General features: G+C 63.2%; 12 protein-coding genes and 1 CRISPR repeat array. All 12 genes read right to left on the bottom strand.

The features are described from left to right. The 12 genes from OKA04_RS22675 to OKA04_RS22730 all read right to left on the bottom strand — a co-directional run bounded on the left by OKA04_RS22675 (position 1) and on the right by OKA04_RS22730 (position 16785). A complete protein-coding gene (locus OKA04_RS22675) occupies positions 1–987 on the bottom strand; it encodes a tetratricopeptide repeat protein (protein WP_264503511.1) in 987 nt (328 codons plus the stop codon). Then, the gene (locus tag OKA04_RS22680; protein ID WP_264503512.1) at positions 984–2018 is read right to left on the bottom strand and encodes an ABC transporter ATP-binding protein; all 1035 of its coding nucleotides are present in this window, start codon (positions 2016–2018) and stop codon (positions 984–986) included. Before OKA04_RS22680 ends, OKA04_RS22675 begins: the two co-directional genes overlap by 4 nt. Then, a complete protein-coding gene (locus OKA04_RS22685) occupies positions 2015–3649 on the bottom strand; it encodes an ABC transporter permease (protein ID WP_264503513.1) in 1635 nt (544 codons plus the stop codon). The genes OKA04_RS22680 and OKA04_RS22685 overlap by 4 nt, the downstream gene beginning before the upstream one ends. A 14-nt stretch (positions 3650–3663) precedes the next feature. Continuing rightward, complete coding sequence (locus tag OKA04_RS22690; protein ID WP_264503514.1) at positions 3664–4686, bottom strand: extracellular solute-binding protein; 1023 nt, start codon at positions 4684–4686, stop codon at positions 3664–3666. A 339-nt stretch (positions 4687–5025) separates the two neighbouring features. Then, a CRISPR array of direct repeats spans positions 5026–8131; the repeat unit is 33 nt; unit sequence GTTTCAATCCGCGCCTCTCGTGTGAGAGGCGAC. A 232-nt stretch (positions 8132–8363) separates the two neighbouring features. Then, positions 8364–8654: a CRISPR-associated endonuclease Cas2 gene (gene cas2 / locus OKA04_RS22695; protein WP_264503515.1), complete on the bottom strand. Its 291-nt coding sequence runs from the start codon at positions 8652–8654 to the stop codon at positions 8364–8366. A 13-nt stretch (positions 8655–8667) separates the two neighbouring features. Next, positions 8668–9708: a type I-C CRISPR-associated endonuclease Cas1c gene (gene cas1c, locus OKA04_RS22700; RefSeq protein WP_264503516.1), complete on the bottom strand. Its 1041-nt coding sequence runs from the start codon at positions 9706–9708 to the stop codon at positions 8668–8670. After that, complete coding sequence (cas4, locus tag OKA04_RS22705) at positions 9705–10364, bottom strand: CRISPR-associated protein Cas4 (RefSeq protein ID WP_264503517.1); 660 nt, start codon at positions 10362–10364, stop codon at positions 9705–9707. Before cas4 ends, cas1c begins: the two co-directional genes overlap by 4 nt. A 55-nt stretch (positions 10365–10419) precedes the next feature. Continuing rightward, the gene (locus OKA04_RS22710; protein WP_264503518.1) at positions 10420–11061 is read right to left on the bottom strand and encodes a hypothetical protein; all 642 of its coding nucleotides are present in this window, start codon (positions 11059–11061) and stop codon (positions 10420–10422) included. A 3-nt stretch (positions 11062–11064) separates the two neighbouring features. Beyond that, positions 11065–11922, bottom strand: coding sequence for a type I-C CRISPR-associated protein Cas7/Csd2 (gene cas7c, locus OKA04_RS22715; RefSeq protein WP_264503519.1), 858 nt, complete (start codon positions 11920–11922; stop codon positions 11065–11067). A gap of 37 nt (positions 11923–11959) precedes the next feature. Continuing rightward, positions 11960–13732, bottom strand: a complete 1773-nt coding sequence (cas8c, locus tag OKA04_RS22720) for a type I-C CRISPR-associated protein Cas8c/Csd1 (RefSeq protein ID WP_264503520.1) — start codon at positions 13730–13732, stop codon at positions 11960–11962. Further along, positions 13729–14454 carry a type I-C CRISPR-associated protein Cas5c gene (gene cas5c, locus OKA04_RS22725; protein WP_264503521.1) on the bottom strand — a complete coding sequence of 242 codons (726 nt, stop codon included), beginning with the start codon at positions 14452–14454 and terminating at the stop codon, positions 13729–13731. The genes cas8c and cas5c overlap by 4 nt, the downstream gene beginning before the upstream one ends. A 15-nt stretch (positions 14455–14469) precedes the next feature. Continuing rightward, positions 14470–16785 (bottom strand): CRISPR-associated endonuclease Cas3'', encoded by a 2316-nt coding sequence (locus OKA04_RS22730; RefSeq protein ID WP_264503522.1) that lies wholly within the window; start codon positions 16783–16785, stop codon positions 14470–14472. Positions 16786–16851: the final 66 nt, after the last annotated feature.

Consider the following 16851-nt stretch of genomic DNA (forward strand, 5'->3'; position numbering starts at 1 on the left):
TCAGGCTCGCCCGAGGAAGGATAACGTGGCCTGGATCGCCTGCAGGGTCTTCGCCTGGCGTGCCACATGGGCATCGTCATGAGGGCGCAGGAGGATGAGCTTTTCCACCTCGACCTGTGCCAGCAGGAGTTCGTTCCGCATCTCTTGCAACAATCGCTCGTCCTTGCGAAGCGCGCTTCCCGAGTGGAAAACGTCCTTGAGGAAAGGCGCGAGGAATTGCGGCTGGCAGGTGCGATAGATCCTCGCCCCGTAGCGGATGAGGTCCGCGATGGTGCCGGAGTCGTCAGCAGTCCGGCGCGCAAAGCCGAGGGACTCCTCCACGGCATCCGTCGCCTCCGCGATCCAGTCGTCCGTGAGATCGAGGTGTTCTGGCGCATCGAGCAGTGCTGCCAGTGCGCGGCAGAGGATGGACCGCACGAGGATGCTGCCGGAGGCATCGCCAGCGGCTTCCAAGCTGCGGGACATCTCCACGGCTCGCCTGGCGTCCGCGAGTCCGGTGATGACCTCTCCCTGATCCAGCAGGAAGCGCGCGCGATTCGCCGTGAGCATCATGGCGAGCTCCCTGTTGCCGGGGATTTCCACGAGCAGGGACTCCGCTTTCCGGAAAGCATCGCCCGCCGCAAGCGGATCACTGCACGAGGCGCACAACTCCGCGCGCTTCAGCCAGGCGAGGATGAGGCGCTCGCGGACACCGGGAGCGGCATCGGCAGGGACGTGCTCCATGGCACTGATGCCGAGATCGAGTGAAGCGAGCGCCTTTTGCAGAGAGCCTGCGCCCTGGAGGGCATCTGCGCGATTGATCCACGTGGCAGCGAGCATCCACGCGAGCTCCGGGTCTTCCTGCCACGGCCATTGCGAACGGATCCCCGCCACGGAATCGAACTCCGCCAGAGCCTCCGTGAAATCACCGGCAGCGAGGTGACGGATGCCCCGTTGCATGCCCTCGTGCGTGAGCTGCCGGGTCCGTGAGATTTCCCCGGCGGTCATGATTCGGCGTCACGCGGGAGGATGCCGACGCGCTCGCCCACGTTCAGAGGTTCATTGCTCCCGTGGTGGACGATGACGTGGAAGACGCCGTGCTCCGGGACATCGCACTCCAGCGTCACCTCGAATGCCATGCCCAGGAAGCTGACACGGCGGATCACCCCGGTGAGCGTCTGGGCGGGTGCCCGGCCAGCAGGCACGAGGTGCATGTCCTTCGGTCGGATCCACAGCCCGCGGTCTCCCTCGTGCGGGCCGATGTGGTGGCGCTTCCACGGGCCGCCGGGCATCAGCGGGCAGAGCGGGATGAAATTGCAGATGCCGAAGAAGGAGGCCACGTAGGCATTCGCCGGGGCGCGATAGATTTCTGGCGGAGCGCCGGACTGCTGCACCACGCCCTCGCGGATGACGGTGATCTTGTCCGCCACGGCGAGCGCGTCATCCGTATCGTGCGTCACGAAGATGGCGGTGGTGCCGTGTTGCTTCAGCACGGCGCGGGTATCGTCGCGCACGCTCTGTCGCAGCCGGGCATCCAGGCTGGAGAAGGGCTCGTCCAGCAGCAGCAGGCGCGGCCGCGGTGCGAGGGCACGGGCGAGGGCGATGCGCTGGCGCTCGCCGCCGGAGAGCTCATGCGGGTAGCGCCTGGCGAAGTCCGGCAGGCCGATGAGGTCCAGCAGGGAGGCGATGCGCTCGGCGCGATCCTTCCGGGGCAGGCGGCGGATGCCGAAGGCGATATTCCTCTCCACCGTGAGATGGGGGAAGAGAGCGTGATGCTGGAAGACCATGCCGATGCCTCGGCGCTCCGGTGGCAAGATGGTGCCGGGCGCGGAGATCACGCGCTCGTCCAGTTGGATATCCCCGGAGTCGGGCGTCTCGAGTCCGGCCAGGATGCGGAGCAGGGTCGTCTTGCCACTGCCGCTCTCCCCGACCAGTGCGAGGATTTCGCCCTCGGCCACGCCGAAGCTGGCAGCATCCACCGCGGCGCGGGAGTTCCCGCGGTAGCGCTTCGAGATCGTATTCGCTTGGAGCAGGTTCATCGGCGGGCGTCGTGGAGCAATCGTACCAGGGGAATCAGCCCGAGCAAGCTGAGCGAGACCATGAGGAGGCCGGGCAGGGCCGCCTCCGGGATGCGGCTCTCGTCGGTGAGGCGGAAGGTGAGGGTGGCGAGCGTCTCGAAGTCGAAGGGGCGTAGTACGAGGGTCATCGTAAGTTCCTTGAAGACATCGATGAAGACCAGCGCGGCACCGGCCACCAGCGCGGGCCGTATGAGGGGCAGGTCCACCTCCAGCAGCGTGCGCAGCGGACCGGCACCGAGCGTGCGGCCGGCATCGTGCAGGCTCTCCGGCAGGCGCTCGAATCCCGCGGAGGCGGGCTGGATGGCCACCGCGAGGAAGCGGATGAAGTAGGCGAGCATCAGGCCGAAGGTGGACCCGCTCAGCGCGAGCGAGGCCCAGCCGGGGAAATCGAACGCCAGGGTGGAGACCAGCGCGCCCATCCCCACCGCCACCAGCGCCCCGGGATACGCATAGCCCAGCACGCCCACCTGCCGCGCGAGCAGCAGGGACCGCCGCCGTAGCGCCCGGTGCGCGGCGGTAACAGCGAAGGCCGCGACCAAGATCAGCAGCGTGGCGCCAGCGGCCAGGGTGAAGGAATTCACCGAGGCCTTGAGATTCGTGGGCCAATCCATCACGTCCCACGATTGCAGGGTCCAGCGCACGAGGCGCCACCCGGGGATGAGGAAGCCGAGGAGGAGCGGAATGCCGCAGGCCAGCCAAGCGGTGGCCACGCCCGCGGGGCCCAGCCTGGCGCGCGTGAGCGGGGCATCCGGAGTCTCGGTGAAGTATTTCTTCCGGCCCCGCTGCCATCGCTCGATCCCCAGCGCGATGACCACGATGACCAGCAGGATCATTGCGAGGCGCATCGAGGAGACGAGGTTCCCCTCGTTCCACGCGCGGAAGATGCCGGGCGTCAGCGGCACCAGCCCGAAGTGGGTCACCACGCCGAAGTCATTCACCGCCTCCATCGCCACCAGGCTGGCACCCGCAGCCACCGCGGGCCGTGCCATCGGCATGGCCACCGTGGCGAAACACCGGAAGCCGCCCGCACCGAGCAGGCGCGCCGCCTCCAGCGCCCCCGCCGCCTGCCGTGCGAAGACCGCCCGGCAGCTCAGATAGACGTAGGGGAAGAGTGTCGCCGCCAGCACCCCGGTGCCAAAGATCCATGGCGCGATCTCCTGGGACTTCAGGAAAGCCTCGATGCCCCAGTTCTTCCGGATCCAGACATACACCGGGATCAGCTCGCGGAAGGCATCCACATACCCGACCGCTGCGATGAAGCCCGGCATCGCCAGCGGGAGCAGCAGAGCCACCTCGAAGAACCGCCGCCCCGGAAAGCGATACACCGAGACGAACCACGCCGCGGGCACGCCGAAGAGCACCGCCAGCGTGGTCACGCTGCCCAGCAGCACCAGCGTCTGGCGCAGGTAGCCGGGCAGGCGGTTTTCCACGATCTGGTCCCATGCCTCCCCCGCGGGCTGGAAGGACCGCCACAGGATGATCAGCAGCGGGGTGAGCACCAGCAAGGCGGGAAGCCATGCCCCGAGAATGGCAAAGCCACCCCCGGCGCTGGATTTCGCCGGGGATGGCTTGTTGGTAGAAGTGACGGGCATCCGTCAGAGTGAAGTCACTTCCAGCCCGCTTGGTCAAAGATTCGGACCGCTTCCGGCTGGTTTTCTCCCATCTTCGGGAAGGTCTCGGTGTCGATCTTGAATTCGCCCCATGCCTCGTGGGTCGGGCTGAGCTTCGTATCGCCGCTCACCGGATACTCGTAGGTCGAGTTTGCGATCATCTTCTGCACTTCCGGGGTGACGAGGAATTCCATGTAGGCCTTCGCCTGCTCGACATTCTTCGCGTGCTTCGTGATGCCGGAGGCGCTGACATTGCAATGGGCACCGCGGCCGTCCTGATTCGGGAAGATCACGTGGACCGACTCACCGGCCTTGCGGTCGGCCTCGTCCTTCGAGTTCAGCAGCAGGCCGAGGTAGTAGGTATTCGAGATGCAGACATCGGCGAGGCCGGAAGCCACGGCCTTGATCTGGTCGCGGTCGCCACCCTGCGGCGGGCGGGCGAAATTGGCCGTCACGGCCTTGGCCCACTCGGCGGCCTTGTCCTTGCCATTGGCCGTCACCACGGAAGCGGCGAGCGCCTGATTGTAGCTGCTGGAGGAGGAGCGGGCGAGCAGGCGGCCTTTCCACTTGGCATCGGCGAGGTCCTCGTAGCTCTTGATCTCGTCCTTCTGCACGCGGTCCTTTGCCGCCAGGATGACGCGGGCGCGCAGGGTGTAGGGATACCAGTAGCCCTCGGCATCGCGCAGGCCGGGTGCGGAGGCCTTTTCCAGCGCCTCGGACTTCACCGGCTGCAGCAGGCCATCGGCCTTCGCGCGCTGGAGGCGTCCGGCATCCACCGTCACGAGCAGGTCGGCAGGGCTGTTCTCGCCTTCCGACTTCAGGCGCTCGATGAGCTGGTCCGCATCGGCATTCACCACCTTGACCTCGATGCCGGTTTTTTCGGTGAAAAGCTTGTTGATCGCCTGATCCTGCGGGTAGTGGCGGTGGGAATAGATATTCAGCTCCGCGGCATTTGCGTTCAGGGCGAAGGCCGCCGCGGCAAGCGGCAGCAGATGGAGGATTCCACGATTCGGTTTCATTGCCGTCGTGAGAGTCGGAATGCGCGATCTTCGTCCCAAAAGAAGTAGCGCCCGCTTGTGAAGCCTTGGCGGTGAATTGATCGGTCCCAAGTGATTCGGGGTCATGGAGATCGATCCGGGCAGGCAGGTAGTGGGAAATGCAGGGGATGTCTTGGAAAGTCCTTGCCTGTGAAACTGAGAAATCGCCGTGGCGCGCACCGGTGCCGGGACCGCAGGGCAACTGCAAACAGAGATGCGAAAGAGGGGTTGAAAAGCGGGGATATGCTCGCACGAAGGAGGAGCGTCGCCTCTCGTGTGAGAGGCGACCCTGAAGGCAGAGAATGCCGTGCTGACCTACGAGTTTCAATCCGCGCCTCTCGTGTGAGAGGCGACTTGCGGACGGGAACACGTCGCGCGCGCTGACCGTGTTTCAATCCGCGCCTCTCGTGTGAGAGGCGACCAGCGAGGTCGGCGAAGAACTCCGAGGCTCAGGTGTTTCAATCCGCGCCTCTCGTGTGAGAGGCGACGGACGGCAAGGTTACGTTCGAAGAAATCGCCCGGTTTCAATCCGCGCCTCTCGTGTGAGAGGCGACGATATCGTCCGACCTCCGCCGCCGATGATACCGTTTCAATCCGCGCCTCTCGTGTGAGAGGCGACGAAGGCCTCGCGGATCACTTGGGGCATGGAGTTGTTTCAATCCGCGCCTCTCGTGTGAGAGGCGACCACGGCTCATCCGGGATTGTGCCACGAGGAGGACGTTTCAATCCGCGCCTCTCGTGTGAGAGGCGACAAGCTGGACCGCGTCCGCCTGCGACCGTTCGAAGTTTCAATCCGCGCCTCTCGTGTGAGAGGCGACCAACCTTGACGGATGGCCGGGCGATACTCGCGGAGTTTCAATCCGCGCCTCTCGTGTGAGAGGCGACCTCGCCGACGCTCGCCGCTGCCGTCCACGACTGGTTTCAATCCGCGCCTCTCGTGTGAGAGGCGACTCACGTCCGTGCTCCGCACCCCGTCCGCATCGGTGTTTCAATCCGCGCCTCTCGTGTGAGAGGCGACCCGGCTGCTCTACCCCTGAGCTACAGTGGCCTCGGGTTTCAATCCGCGCCTCTCGTGTGAGAGGCGACCCACCAGCTACAGCGCCGTCTCTGCCCGAGCAAAGTTTCAATCCGCGCCTCTCGTGTGAGAGGCGACTCTCCGTCCTGATCCGTGAATTTCACATCGAAAGTTTCAATCCGCGCCTCTCGTGTGAGAGGCGACCGCGCCCCGCTGACCCATGGCTTGCCAATCAGGGGTTTCAATCCGCGCCTCTCGTGTGAGAGGCGACCCAAGGATGGCACTCCGATCCTAATAGCGTGCAAGTTTCAATCCGCGCCTCTCGTGTGAGAGGCGACGCTCAATCTTCGGGCGGGTCGTCGTGTCTTGCCAGTTTCAATCCGCGCCTCTCGTGTGAGAGGCGACCGATGCGCTTGGCCGTCCAGCATTCCATGATCGGTTTCAATCCGCGCCTCTCGTGTGAGAGGCGACCGTAAGTGCCACCCACGAGCGATTGCACGTCGATGTTTCAATCCGCGCCTCTCGTGTGAGAGGCGACGCGGATCTACAAACCACGGGAAGAAATAGAGGATGTTTCAATCCGCGCCTCTCGTGTGAGAGGCGACTCGTCATCACTGGCGTGGCGGTTGGATACATGCGGTTTCAATCCGCGCCTCTCGTGTGAGAGGCGACTCTTTTCCCAAGTAACAGAACCACGCCCCAAAACTGTTTCAATCCGCGCCTCTCGTGTGAGAGGCGACTCCACAGGGACATTAACCGGTTCACCCGTATGGCGTTTCAATCCGCGCCTCTCGTGTGAGAGGCGACGCCTGCGGGTCAATCCGAACAGGCGTGCAAGTGGTTTCAATCCGCGCCTCTCGTGTGAGAGGCGACAAGCCACGCGGAACCATTCCCTTAACAATCAGGTGTTTCAATCCGCGCCTCTCGTGTGAGAGGCGACAAATGATCCCGAACATTTGCGGTTTCATGCCCCGTTTCAATCCGCGCCTCTCGTGTGAGAGGCGACCGATGGATTCGAACTTGCCCGCGGTCTCATAGCGGTTTCAATCCGCGCCTCTCGTGTGAGAGGCGACGAAATTGTTCAAGACAAGGCTCCCGTGTTTTTCGTTTCAATCCGCGCCTCTCGTGTGAGAGGCGACGGGAGGGACCGGGCTGTGGGGGGCGGAGGACGGTGTTTCAATCCGCGCCTCTCGTGTGAGAGGCGACCCTCAAACCACAGTTGAGAGAGCAGGAAGATATGTTTCAATCCGCGCCTCTCGTGTGAGAGGCGACAGCGGTCCCTGATCCCGTGATTGCGGAAGTGAGGTTTCAATCCGCGCCTCTCGTGTGAGAGGCGACTTGTCCTCGGCAATGGGCAAGATCATCCACGCCGAGTTTCAATCCGCGCCTCTCGTGTGAGAGGCGACTGGAGAAGGCCCGCACCCTTCACATCGACACGCTGTTTCAATCCGCGCCTCTCGTGTGAGAGGCGACTGCCGAAGGTCTGATTCCGCGCTTCTCAATCGTCGTTTCAATCCGCGCCTCTCGTGTGAGAGGCGACGGGTCCATTCATTCCCGGGAAGGTTGGGATTCTGGTTTCAATCCGCGCCTCTCGTGTGAGAGGCGACCCGGGCCCGGAGGCGAAAACCCCTACAACACGAAGTTTCAATCCGCGCCTCTCGTGTGAGAGGCGACCGCGCCCTCGCTCTGGCAGCTCACCGAGACCTACGTTTCAATCCGCGCCTCTCGTGTGAGAGGCGACAGTCAGGGAGCGTGGCAATCTCTGGCTCCATGGAGTTTCAATCCGCGCCTCTCGTGTGAGAGGCGACTCGCTGAAGCAGGACAGCACGACGCAGACGAAGAAGTTTCAATCCGCGCCTCTCGTGTGAGAGGCGACCGTGTGGGTGACGAAATCCGAATCACGCCTTTACGTTTCAATCCGCGCCTCTCGTGTGAGAGGCGACTCACCCGGAACTGGTTTTCGATGGTGTCATACGTGTTTCAATCCGCGCCTCTCGTGTGAGAGGCGACTCTTCGACTTCGTAGCCGACGCGGGACTTCAGGTGTTTCAATCCGCGCCTCTCGTGTGAGAGGCGACCTGGCAACGCAAATCTTCATTCCGGCAGTCTGTTAGTTTCAATCCGCGCCTCTCGTGTGAGAGGCGACTAGTGGCCAAGGTTCAAATACGAAATATCCAACAGTTTCAATCCGCGCCTCTCGTGTGAGAGGCGACATTTGTTCCGGCTGATACAGCAGGACGCGCGGGCGTTTCAATCCGCGCCTCTCGTGTGAGAGGCGACCGTGTTCCCGGTATACCACGACAAGCGCGGCAAGGTTTCAATCCGCGCCTCTCGTGTGAGAGGCGACGGTCGGTCCCTGCTTCGGCGAAGACGGCAAGGTGTTTCAATCCGCGCCTCTCGTGTGAGAGGCGACCGCGGCAGTCTGGAGCCCTTGTCTCCCTAGGGAAAGCAAAGTCTTTTCCGCGAACCCCATTTTCCTGACGGCGTTACCAAGCGGTGTCGTCAGGTGGAAAATTGTCAAAGAGCTGATCCGGAATCACTTGCGAGCCGCGCGAACCTCCCGGGGTGGGGATGATCGCTTGGGGTTCGCGGTGCTTCCCGTCATGGGGGGCTCCCATGATGTCCGCAGTGTGGCAGCCCGTCGCTCACACGACAAGCGGTCCTTCCACGTCGTAGCCGGGATCGGCTCCGTAGTGTTCCACCCGGTGCTGCCAGTTCGACCCCAGATGATAGAATCTCAGGCTATCCGTCTGGGGGTCGATGATTGCCAGCAGCCTCGCCTTGAATGCCACCAGTTGCGCGGGATCCACCTTGCACTCGAAGACGGAATTCTGAACCCGCTGCCCGTAGTCGAGGCAGGCCTTGGCCGTGCGGCGCAGCCTGGACTTTCCCGCGGGCGTCACGGTGGCGACATCGTAGGTGACGAGGATGTACATGGGCAAGAGGCGGCTACTTCGAAAGAAAGGCGGGATACGCATCCAGATCTCCCCGCAGGTGCCTCGCCAGCAGGCGGGCCTGGAGCTGTGGGAGCATCCCCACCGTCACGGTCTCATCGAGGAACGGATGCGTGATCTCGTCCTGCTTGCGCTCCTGCCAGGCGACCAGCACCGCCTTGCGCGAGTCGTCCTTCAGGAGCACCGCTCCCGATTCCTCCGTGCGGAAATCCGTGGCGGTGAGCTGTCGCCGGTTGAAGAGAGTGAGGGCGACCCGGTCCGCGAGAAAGGAGCGGAATTCTTCCATCAGATCGAGCGCGAGGGAGGGGCGGCCCGGTCGATCACGATGGAGAAAGCCGCACTGTGGATCCAGCCCGCAGCTCTCCAGCGCGCTGCGGCAGTCGTGCATCAGCAGCGAGTAGAGGAAGGAAAGCAGCGCATTCACCGGGTCCAGCGGCGGGCGGCGCGAGCGGCCGGTGATGGCGATCGCGGGGTCGTGATTCACCAGCAGGTGAGGAAAGGCCGCGAAGTAAGCCGCCGCGGCATCGCCCTCGATTCCCCGCAGCGAGTCCAGCGACGTGGCACGCCCCAGCAGGCCGATCCTCACCGCGAGGAAATCCGCCGCCTGACTCAGCGCAAATGCCCGCGTCGCGGACTTGTCGCCATGGTCCCGTGCCGCGCGCATCATCACCTGGCGGCTGTTGGAAAGCTTCGCCGCCAGCATGTTCGCAGCGATCGCCACGGCGGCCGGCTCGTGGTCCGCACGACGGTACTGCTCCCGTCGCAGGAGGACATTGCCGGAGGTGTAGCCGCGGGTGGCCGCCATGAATTTGCCGTGCGGATTGTGAAAGGAAATCGCCACGCCGGCCTCGGCACAGGCGGCGATCAGCGACGCGGAGGCACCGATGTCCCAGCCGAAGCAGGCGATCCCTTCCAGATTGTGCAGCGGCACCCGCAGCTTCGACTCCCCGTCATGACGTATCTCCACCGCCGCGCCATCCTTTCTCAAGTAGGCACCTTCCATGGTGACAAAGAGGGTATTGAGATGCTTCTTCATGAGTCTCCGGGGTCGGCATTGACATCGGTAGCCATGGCGGCACGCAGCCGCTGCTGGAACCAAGCGGCAGCCCCGCGCCTGAAGCGGAGCGAACGCGGCTGGCAGAGCTCGATGAGCGAGCAGGCATCGCAGCGCCGCGGCTCATACTCCGCCGGGGGCGTGGTGCCCGTGGTCAGGCATTCCCGCACGGAGCTCGCGGTGACGGTGACGAGATCCCGCAACTCGTGATCGAAATTCACCGGCGTCCTCCTACGGCGTTCACCGTAGTAGAGGCATCCTCCCTCGATGGCACCGCCGAGCATCTCCTCCAGGCACAGCGCCTGCGCGCAGAGCTGCACCTCGTCCGCGCGGTGCGCCTTCGGCTTGCCCCGCTTGTATTCCACCGGGACCACGCGGCCATCGGTGTGAAACTCCACCACATCGCACTGGCCGGACAGCCCGAGCCCCAGCGACCGGACCGGCAGCCCGCGGGTGATGCGGATGCCGGGCCGCGATTCATTCGGGCCCTCGTGCGCCCGCTCGTGCATCACCCGCCCCTGCGCGGTGAATTTGTTTTCCTCCCATGCCCGCTCGACATGGATCAGCGCACACTGCCGCGGACAATACAGCCAATGCTGCAGCGCCGAGATTGCGACGAGATGATCTTCATCGAACATGGGGAGAGTCCGGGATGAGATGACATTTGATAGATAACAAATTGATTTGCCAGAGTCAACCTTCTCCGCCCGTGCGAACTTCGGCCAATGCCAGCCTCCGGCTGAAATCCGAGCGCATGAAGTGGATCAGGAAGTTCCCCAGGCTGCGGCCGATCGCGGAGAGATTCTCCGCCGGCATGCCATTCGGGTGGGCCGTCAGGATGCCGTGGGCGAAGATATGGCGGATGCTCGCCGCCAGCGTCAGCACCGAGAAATCATGGCCCTCCAGGAAGCGCCTCAGGTAGGGCTCGTGCACCGGCAGCGACTGCGCGACCAGGAACTCTCCCAGCAGGCCCTCCGGATCCAGGCTGCGGCAGTGGCATGCCAGCTCGCGCACGTGACGCCGCGGATGATGCGCGAAAAGCGCGCGGAATGGCGGCCGGTCATTCGCGAGGTCCGCATATCGCTCGAAGGCGGACCAGGCGAAGAAGACCCGCGTGAGGGCATCGTAACCCGCCGCCGTCCCGTCGGTGAAGCCATCCAGCCGCATGCCCTCGAAGCACGTCGCCAGGCGGAAGCGATTCACGAAGCGGTAGAAGTCGAACTTCGTCCCCGTGAACCCGAGCGGAGCCACGGAATCCCCCGCGGCCTTCAGCAACTCGCGCGCCCGGGAAAACCCGGGCAACGCGGCTTCGAGGTGGGCGTGCTCGGCGGACACGGATCAGATGCGCTCGATGATCTCGATGCCATCGGGGATCGCCGAGCGATCAATGGTCACCTCATAGTCGGCGAAGGATCTGGGTGTCTCGATGCCGTCCTTCTTCCGGATCGAGATAGCGTCGAAGAGCTTGTGGGAAGGTGCCTTGCCCAGCCCGTTGTCGTGCTTGAAGATGATCAGGGCCCGCGGATTCATGCTGCCTGCGGGGCGGGCGGCGGATTGGTCGAATTGGAAGGCATTCTCCAGTGACTGGAAGAGGAGTTCCAAGTCCTCGTCGCTGAAGCCGGTCTGCTTCGCGAGGAAGGGATTCACGAAGCCGTGCACCCTGTAGAGGCCGTAGGGGATGGTGAATTTCCGGCCCATGGTGCGCTCCTTTTCGGCATCCTTCTCATTGGTCACCGAGGTGCGGGTGATGGCGTGCTCGCTGGAGACGATGGGGTCGATCGAGCGGGCGAAGGAGATCTGGACCGGCCCGCGGACCTGTCCGCAATTGATCTCGGTGGACATTACGGCGCCGAAAGTACGGACATCGTAGTAAGTTTTTTGCATCCACTCCGTGGCCTTGTCCTTCTTTCCCTCTTTCGGAGCCTTTGCTTCCGCAGGAGGGATTTTCACGGCGGCGTGGGCTTCCTTGTGCTGCAGGTTGTGGACGGCTCCTTCGGTGAAGTAGATCCGCCTGCCGTCCGCGCCGCCGCCGGTCATGGCGACAAAGTTGCGGATCTTGCGCTTGAGGCAGACATCGGTGACGAGGCCTTGGCCGGACTCCACGTCGATGCGGGGCAGGTTCCCGGCATCGGGATCGCCGTTCGGATTGGCGTCCCGGGCGTCGAAGAGGAATACGAAGTCGTAGCGATGGTTCATGGGAGTGATGGTTGGGGAATGGAAAGGAGCTGGGGTATCAGGCATTTTCCTCGGGAGTTCCGGGCGTGTCCTTCTTCGTGAAGAAGTCCTTGCGCTGGTGGTAGTAGCCGATGGCAAAGATGCCCTGCTGCTTGAGCGGGAGCTGGTTTGGGAATCCGGAGGAATCGACCGACGACAGGATGTCTTGGACAAGGCGCTCGCGATTCACCTTTGCTCCTCCGCTGAGCTTGGAGAGGTGGTGCTGGTAGGTGCGGAGCAGCCGCGGGAAGACGCTGGCGGGAGTGGCCGAGGCGGCGCTGTAGAAGCGGTCGCGGATGCCGGCATTGACGTTGCCGAGCGCGTCTTCCTGGGTTTTTTCCAGAGCGGAGAAGAGCCTGCCGAGAAGATAAGCCGGGTTGGGATTGGCGGTATCGAGCATGGTGGGGATGGGGAGTTTGTGATTGCGGACGAGGACGGCCTTCAGCGTTGAGGCGCGGAGGTAGTTGATGGTGCGGTCGGCCTGGATGCGGCGGATGATGGCGGAGAAGAGCCCCTCCGGATAAGGGACGCCCTCCACGATTGAGCGGGTGAGGGCTCCGGCGAGCAGGGGAGGGATTTCGTCGGCCACCCGGGCCGTCTCGCGAAGGATCTGCCAGACCGCCGGGAACTCCGGATCGGGGAAGCGGCTGCCGGAATCCTCGGTGAACTGGCGGACCATCTTCATGCACTCGTGATGGTCGTGCAGCTTCGCGACGAGATCCGCGATGGTCGAGCGGTGGAAGAAGCGAACGGAGACGCGGGCTGCATTCGGCGCGAGGCCGAGAATGTAGAATGGGGTCTGCGATTCCCCGTGCTCTTCGTAGCGACCACCGGAGCGCACGGCTTCGAGCAGTTGCTGGATCTGTGCCCGGCGGGTGGGATCCTCGGTTTCTTCCAAGGCCTGCGATCCGCCGGAGAAGATGTCGGCGAAGAGACCTTCGACGATGGTCGGCTTCTCGGTCCAGAAGACGGTCGTGGTGTCGCCGATCCGAATGCGGTGCCTCTTCGACCGCGGGCCCGTGAGCAATGAGTTCAGGGCGGTGCCGTATTGGAATGCGGCTTCTTCGCTGACAGGGGCGTTGAAGCTTTGCGATTTTCCGTACGACTCATAGGCGTTCGCATTGAATGATACGATGGATGCGCCTGCCGCCTGAGATCCGGTGACGCCTTTGATCTTGGGATGAAGTCTCGCGACCGGGCCGACGACGCCTGTTAGAAGACATTGGGAGCTTTCGACATCGCCGTCTTGGGCTTCTTCCGAGTTGGCCCGCCACCACTCTTGAATGCGCTTGGCCTCGTGGACCGGGCGCTTTTCTCCTTGGAGGGAAAAGATTCCGAATCCCGTGCCGACATCATTGAGGATTGGAAACCGGGCAATGTCGTCCGGCGACCATTGTTCGAGGAACCGGCAGACGGCGGAGAAGGAGGGATCATTGATGGCGGACTCGACTTCCAGGTGACGCTGCCGGAGTGCTTCGAAGCGCTTCTGGCCAAATCCATCCGGCTTGTCCTCCGGCTGTCGTCCGAGGAGATAGGTCTGGTTGTCCCACAGCAGTCCCGGATTGATGCCCGCACCGGGAGGCTTCGCCTCTCCGGGGACGAGCATCACGGTGTTCTGGAGCTTGCCCTTCTCGTCCGGACTGCGTGCATCGCTGATGTCGAAGAGGCTCCCATCAGGCCTGAGCACGATGCGGAAGCTGATCTTCTGCGGGGAGAAGCCGGGAGGTGCGATCTCGTATTCGGGATCGGTGGCCAGGCGGTCGTAGAGTTCGTTGAGCGCTTGGAGAATCATGCCTTGGCAGGGAAAGGGAGTTCCGGGATGCGGATGATGCCGTCGGACATCGAGGCGCGGAAGAAGTGCGGGGTGGTGGAGCGGACCTTCTTGGTGGAGCGCTCCTGATCGAACTCGATGTCGTGGAGCATGAAGCCGAGATCCTTTTCACCGAGCAGGCTGGCATCGGGTGCCGGGAGATCGGCCTCGTTCTCGATGAGTTCGAAGCGGACCGGAAACTCGCGGCAACCGAAGTAGGGCTGATGAAACGCCTGGCCCTTGCGCGCGCGGCGCTTGAACATGTCGAGGTGTTTGCCCACGGCCTCGTTCTCCGGGGAAGGCGCGTCGTCCTTTTCCAAGCGGAGATCGAGGACGAGCACGTGAGCCTTGATGAGGTAGGCGACGTCCTTCAGGAGCAGCGATGCCCGTTGCTGGCGGTTCTCCGCGACGTCCATGGTCGGGCGGATCTCCGGGTTCGCCATGGCGGCATTGATGCCGGCCGCGCCTTTCACCGACACCTTCGAGGCGATCTCGTTGCGGCGGATATTGGTGAAGCGGATGGGATTCAGGACGTGGATCTCATCGATGATCCATCGGATCTGGGGCTTCCAGTAGATGGCCTCCAGGATGCCGCGCGCAGCGGAGGGCGTCATGACATCGTAGGAGACGCGCTCGACCTTCATTTCCGGTCGGCTGAAAAGGGCGTAGTCGCCGGAGACCTTGAGATGGATGCCGTAGTTCATGAGGGGTTGGTATGTCTAATAGACAAGATGTCGAGACGACGAATAGTTTTCGTCGATACACAAGCCGAAGTCTTTCGAGTAGTTCAGTTCTTTGGATATGAGCACTTGAAACTGATCGTCCCGGAGTGCCTCAAAAGCGTGGGCATTCGCTTTGCGGAGATCGGGGGAGATCTGGACCGTGTAACGCTGGAGCGAACGCAGGAGGTCTCGGTTCAAAGGTTTGAACGGATTCTTCAGTTCCTCGATCAAGCTCTCAGCTTTCTTGTCGAAGGGGATGATGACGGGCTCCTGCCAGTCCTCGATGAGCTTGAAACTCTCCACCACGGTCTTGAACTGGAATTTGAGGGGCAGTGTCTTGTCCGGCGGGAGATGGAAGTTGTCCTTGGAAAGGATGTCCTTGGAATCCCAGCGCCGCTTCTGGTGGTAGTAATACTTATCGAAGTAGCGTCGGATGGCGTCCTCCCCGAGGAGGTCCGGGTAGAGTTCGATCAATTCGCGGGCAACCTGCGCGGTCTCGCGGAAGTAGGCCTCGCCACGCTGGTCCTCGGCTTCGAAGATGTAGGTCGAACCCATGGCCAGCTTGCCATTTCGATTGCAGCGACCGGCGGCTTGCGCGATGGAGTCGAGCCCGGCGAGAGAGCGATAGACCACGGGGAAATCCACATCGACCCCGGCCTCGATGAGCTGGGTGGAGATCAGCCGCACGGGCAGCTTTTTTTCGAGCCTTTCGCGGACCTGGCGCAGGATCTCCGACCGATGCTCCGGGCACATGAGGGCGGAGAGGTGGTAGTTCCCCTCCCCGGCACCCAAAAGCCGGAAGAGTTCCTGAGCATGCTTGCGGCGGTTGACGATGCAGAGGACCTGCGGCTGATCACGAAGTCGGCCAACGAGTTCGGCGTCGGTCAGCGGACCGGAGAATGCGACCTCCACGCGCTTGAGCGCGGAGAAGAGCGAGCGCGTATCGGAGATGATTTCCCGGGTGGAACGGAGGCCGATGGGGAACTCCGTTTCATCATGGCCGATGGCGGGCTGCGTCGCGGTGCAGAGGACGGTGGTGGTGTGGTAGTGATCCGAGAGCTCCTGCAGGACACGCAGGCAGGGCCGGAGGTAATCGACCGGTAGGGTCTGTGCTTCGTCCAGGACGACGACCGATTTTGCGATGTGGTGGAGCTTCCGCGTGCGTGATGTCTTCGCGGCGAAGAGGGACTCGTAGAATTGCACCGCCGTGGTGATGATGACGGGTGCGTCCCAATTCTCAGCCGCGAGGCGGGATCTCGTGTCCTCCTTGTCCGGGGAGAGCGCGGAGTGGTGCTCGATGAGCGGGGTGAAACTCTCCGTCTGGAGCGGCGCGAGGATCTCGCGGATGACGTCGGCGTTTTGCTCGATGATCGAGGTGAAGGGGATCACGAAGATCACCCGGGTCTGCCCATGCTGGATGGCATGCCGCAGTGCGAAGCTGAGCGACGACAGCGTCTTGCCGCCGCCGGTCGGCACGGTGAGGGTGAAAATCCCGGGATCATCGGAAGCCTTCGCCCGGCAGTCCTCGACGACCTTTCGCCTTTGGAAAGCCACGGTATCGTCCGGGGAAGGCGTGCCGAAGTTGTCGATCTTCGCATCCACCAGACGAGCGATCTCTTCGAGGATGCCCTCGGGCTGGCGGTTGCGATTGCCCGCCTGCGATGGATTCATGAATGCCTCGGTGGCGAGGAAGTCGGCATCCACCAGGCACGAGAAGAGCATGCGGGTGAAGAAGGAGAGGGAGAACGCGTCTCCTTTCAGGAATGACGGAAGCTTCGGAATGCCCAGCGATCCGATATCGGACGGGATCTCGGGAATCCGGGGAAGATCGGTCTTCTTCAGCCGGGCGGCGAGGCAGGTGCCATTTGACGTAGCGTCCTGCAGTCCCGAGTGATGCCCGGAGATGGGGTAGGCGAGCAGATGGCCGAGCGCCGCGTGGAGCTTCACCGCGTATTGAGCCCCGGCCGTGGAGTGGTCGAGCTTGCCGGAGACATCGGCCTGATGCGGGTCCGCCTTTGACTTCAGGTAAGCCTGCCACTCGGGTGCGAACTTCCCCAAGTCATGGAGCAATCCGAGAAGGTATCCCCATTGCCAAGCCGCGTCGCGGTCGGGGCCGGGCGGGAACATCGCGGCGGCGAAGGCGGCGCACCAGTAGGCGACCTTGTTGGAGTGGCCGTGCTGGGGTGCAAGGGTGCGGCAGCTTTCGCAGGCTTCGCGCTGGCACTGCGTTGCGGGGTCGCTGCTGAAGGGAGTGAAGAGCGGTTCCCAAGGCAGGCCGTCGGGCGCGCTGTGGGCGTAGGGAGGGGAGTCCATGGGGAGGATACATGGACGTATTGTGAATTCGCGTGTCTTTGGCTATGCGTATGTTGATGGAATCAT

It is taken from the genome of Luteolibacter flavescens (assembly GCF_025950085.1).
GTDB classification, from domain to species: Bacteria; Verrucomicrobiota; Verrucomicrobiia; order Verrucomicrobiales; family Akkermansiaceae; genus Haloferula; species Haloferula flavescens.

Coding starts and splice junctions, on each gene's coding strand:
- OKA04_RS22675 (WP_264503511.1), bottom strand. CDS start 987: ATGACCGCCGGGGAAATCTCACGGACCCGGCAGCTCACGCACGAGGGC.
- OKA04_RS22730 (WP_264503522.1), bottom strand. CDS start 16,785: ATGGACTCCCCTCCCTACGCCCACAGCGCGCCCGACGGCCTGCCTTGG.
- OKA04_RS22685 (WP_264503513.1), bottom strand. CDS start 3,649: ATGCCCGTCACTTCTACCAACAAGCCATCCCCGGCGAAATCCAGCGCC.
- OKA04_RS22690 (WP_264503514.1), bottom strand. CDS start 4,686: ATGAAACCGAATCGTGGAATCCTCCATCTGCTGCCGCTTGCCGCGGCG.
- cas4 (WP_264503517.1), bottom strand. CDS start 10,364: ATGTTCGATGAAGATCATCTCGTCGCAATCTCGGCGCTGCAGCATTGG.
- cas5c (WP_264503521.1), bottom strand. CDS start 14,454: ATGAACTACGGCATCCATCTCAAGGTCTCCGGCGACTACGCCCTTTTC.
- cas2 (WP_264503515.1), bottom strand. CDS start 8,654: ATGTACATCCTCGTCACCTACGATGTCGCCACCGTGACGCCCGCGGGA.
- cas7c (WP_264503519.1), bottom strand. CDS start 11,922: ATGAACCATCGCTACGACTTCGTATTCCTCTTCGACGCCCGGGACGCC.
- cas8c (WP_264503520.1), bottom strand. CDS start 13,732: ATGATTCTCCAAGCGCTCAACGAACTCTACGACCGCCTGGCCACCGAT.
- OKA04_RS22680 (WP_264503512.1), bottom strand. CDS start 2,018: ATGAACCTGCTCCAAGCGAATACGATCTCGAAGCGCTACCGCGGGAAC.
- cas1c (WP_264503516.1), bottom strand. CDS start 9,708: ATGAAGAAGCATCTCAATACCCTCTTTGTCACCATGGAAGGTGCCTAC.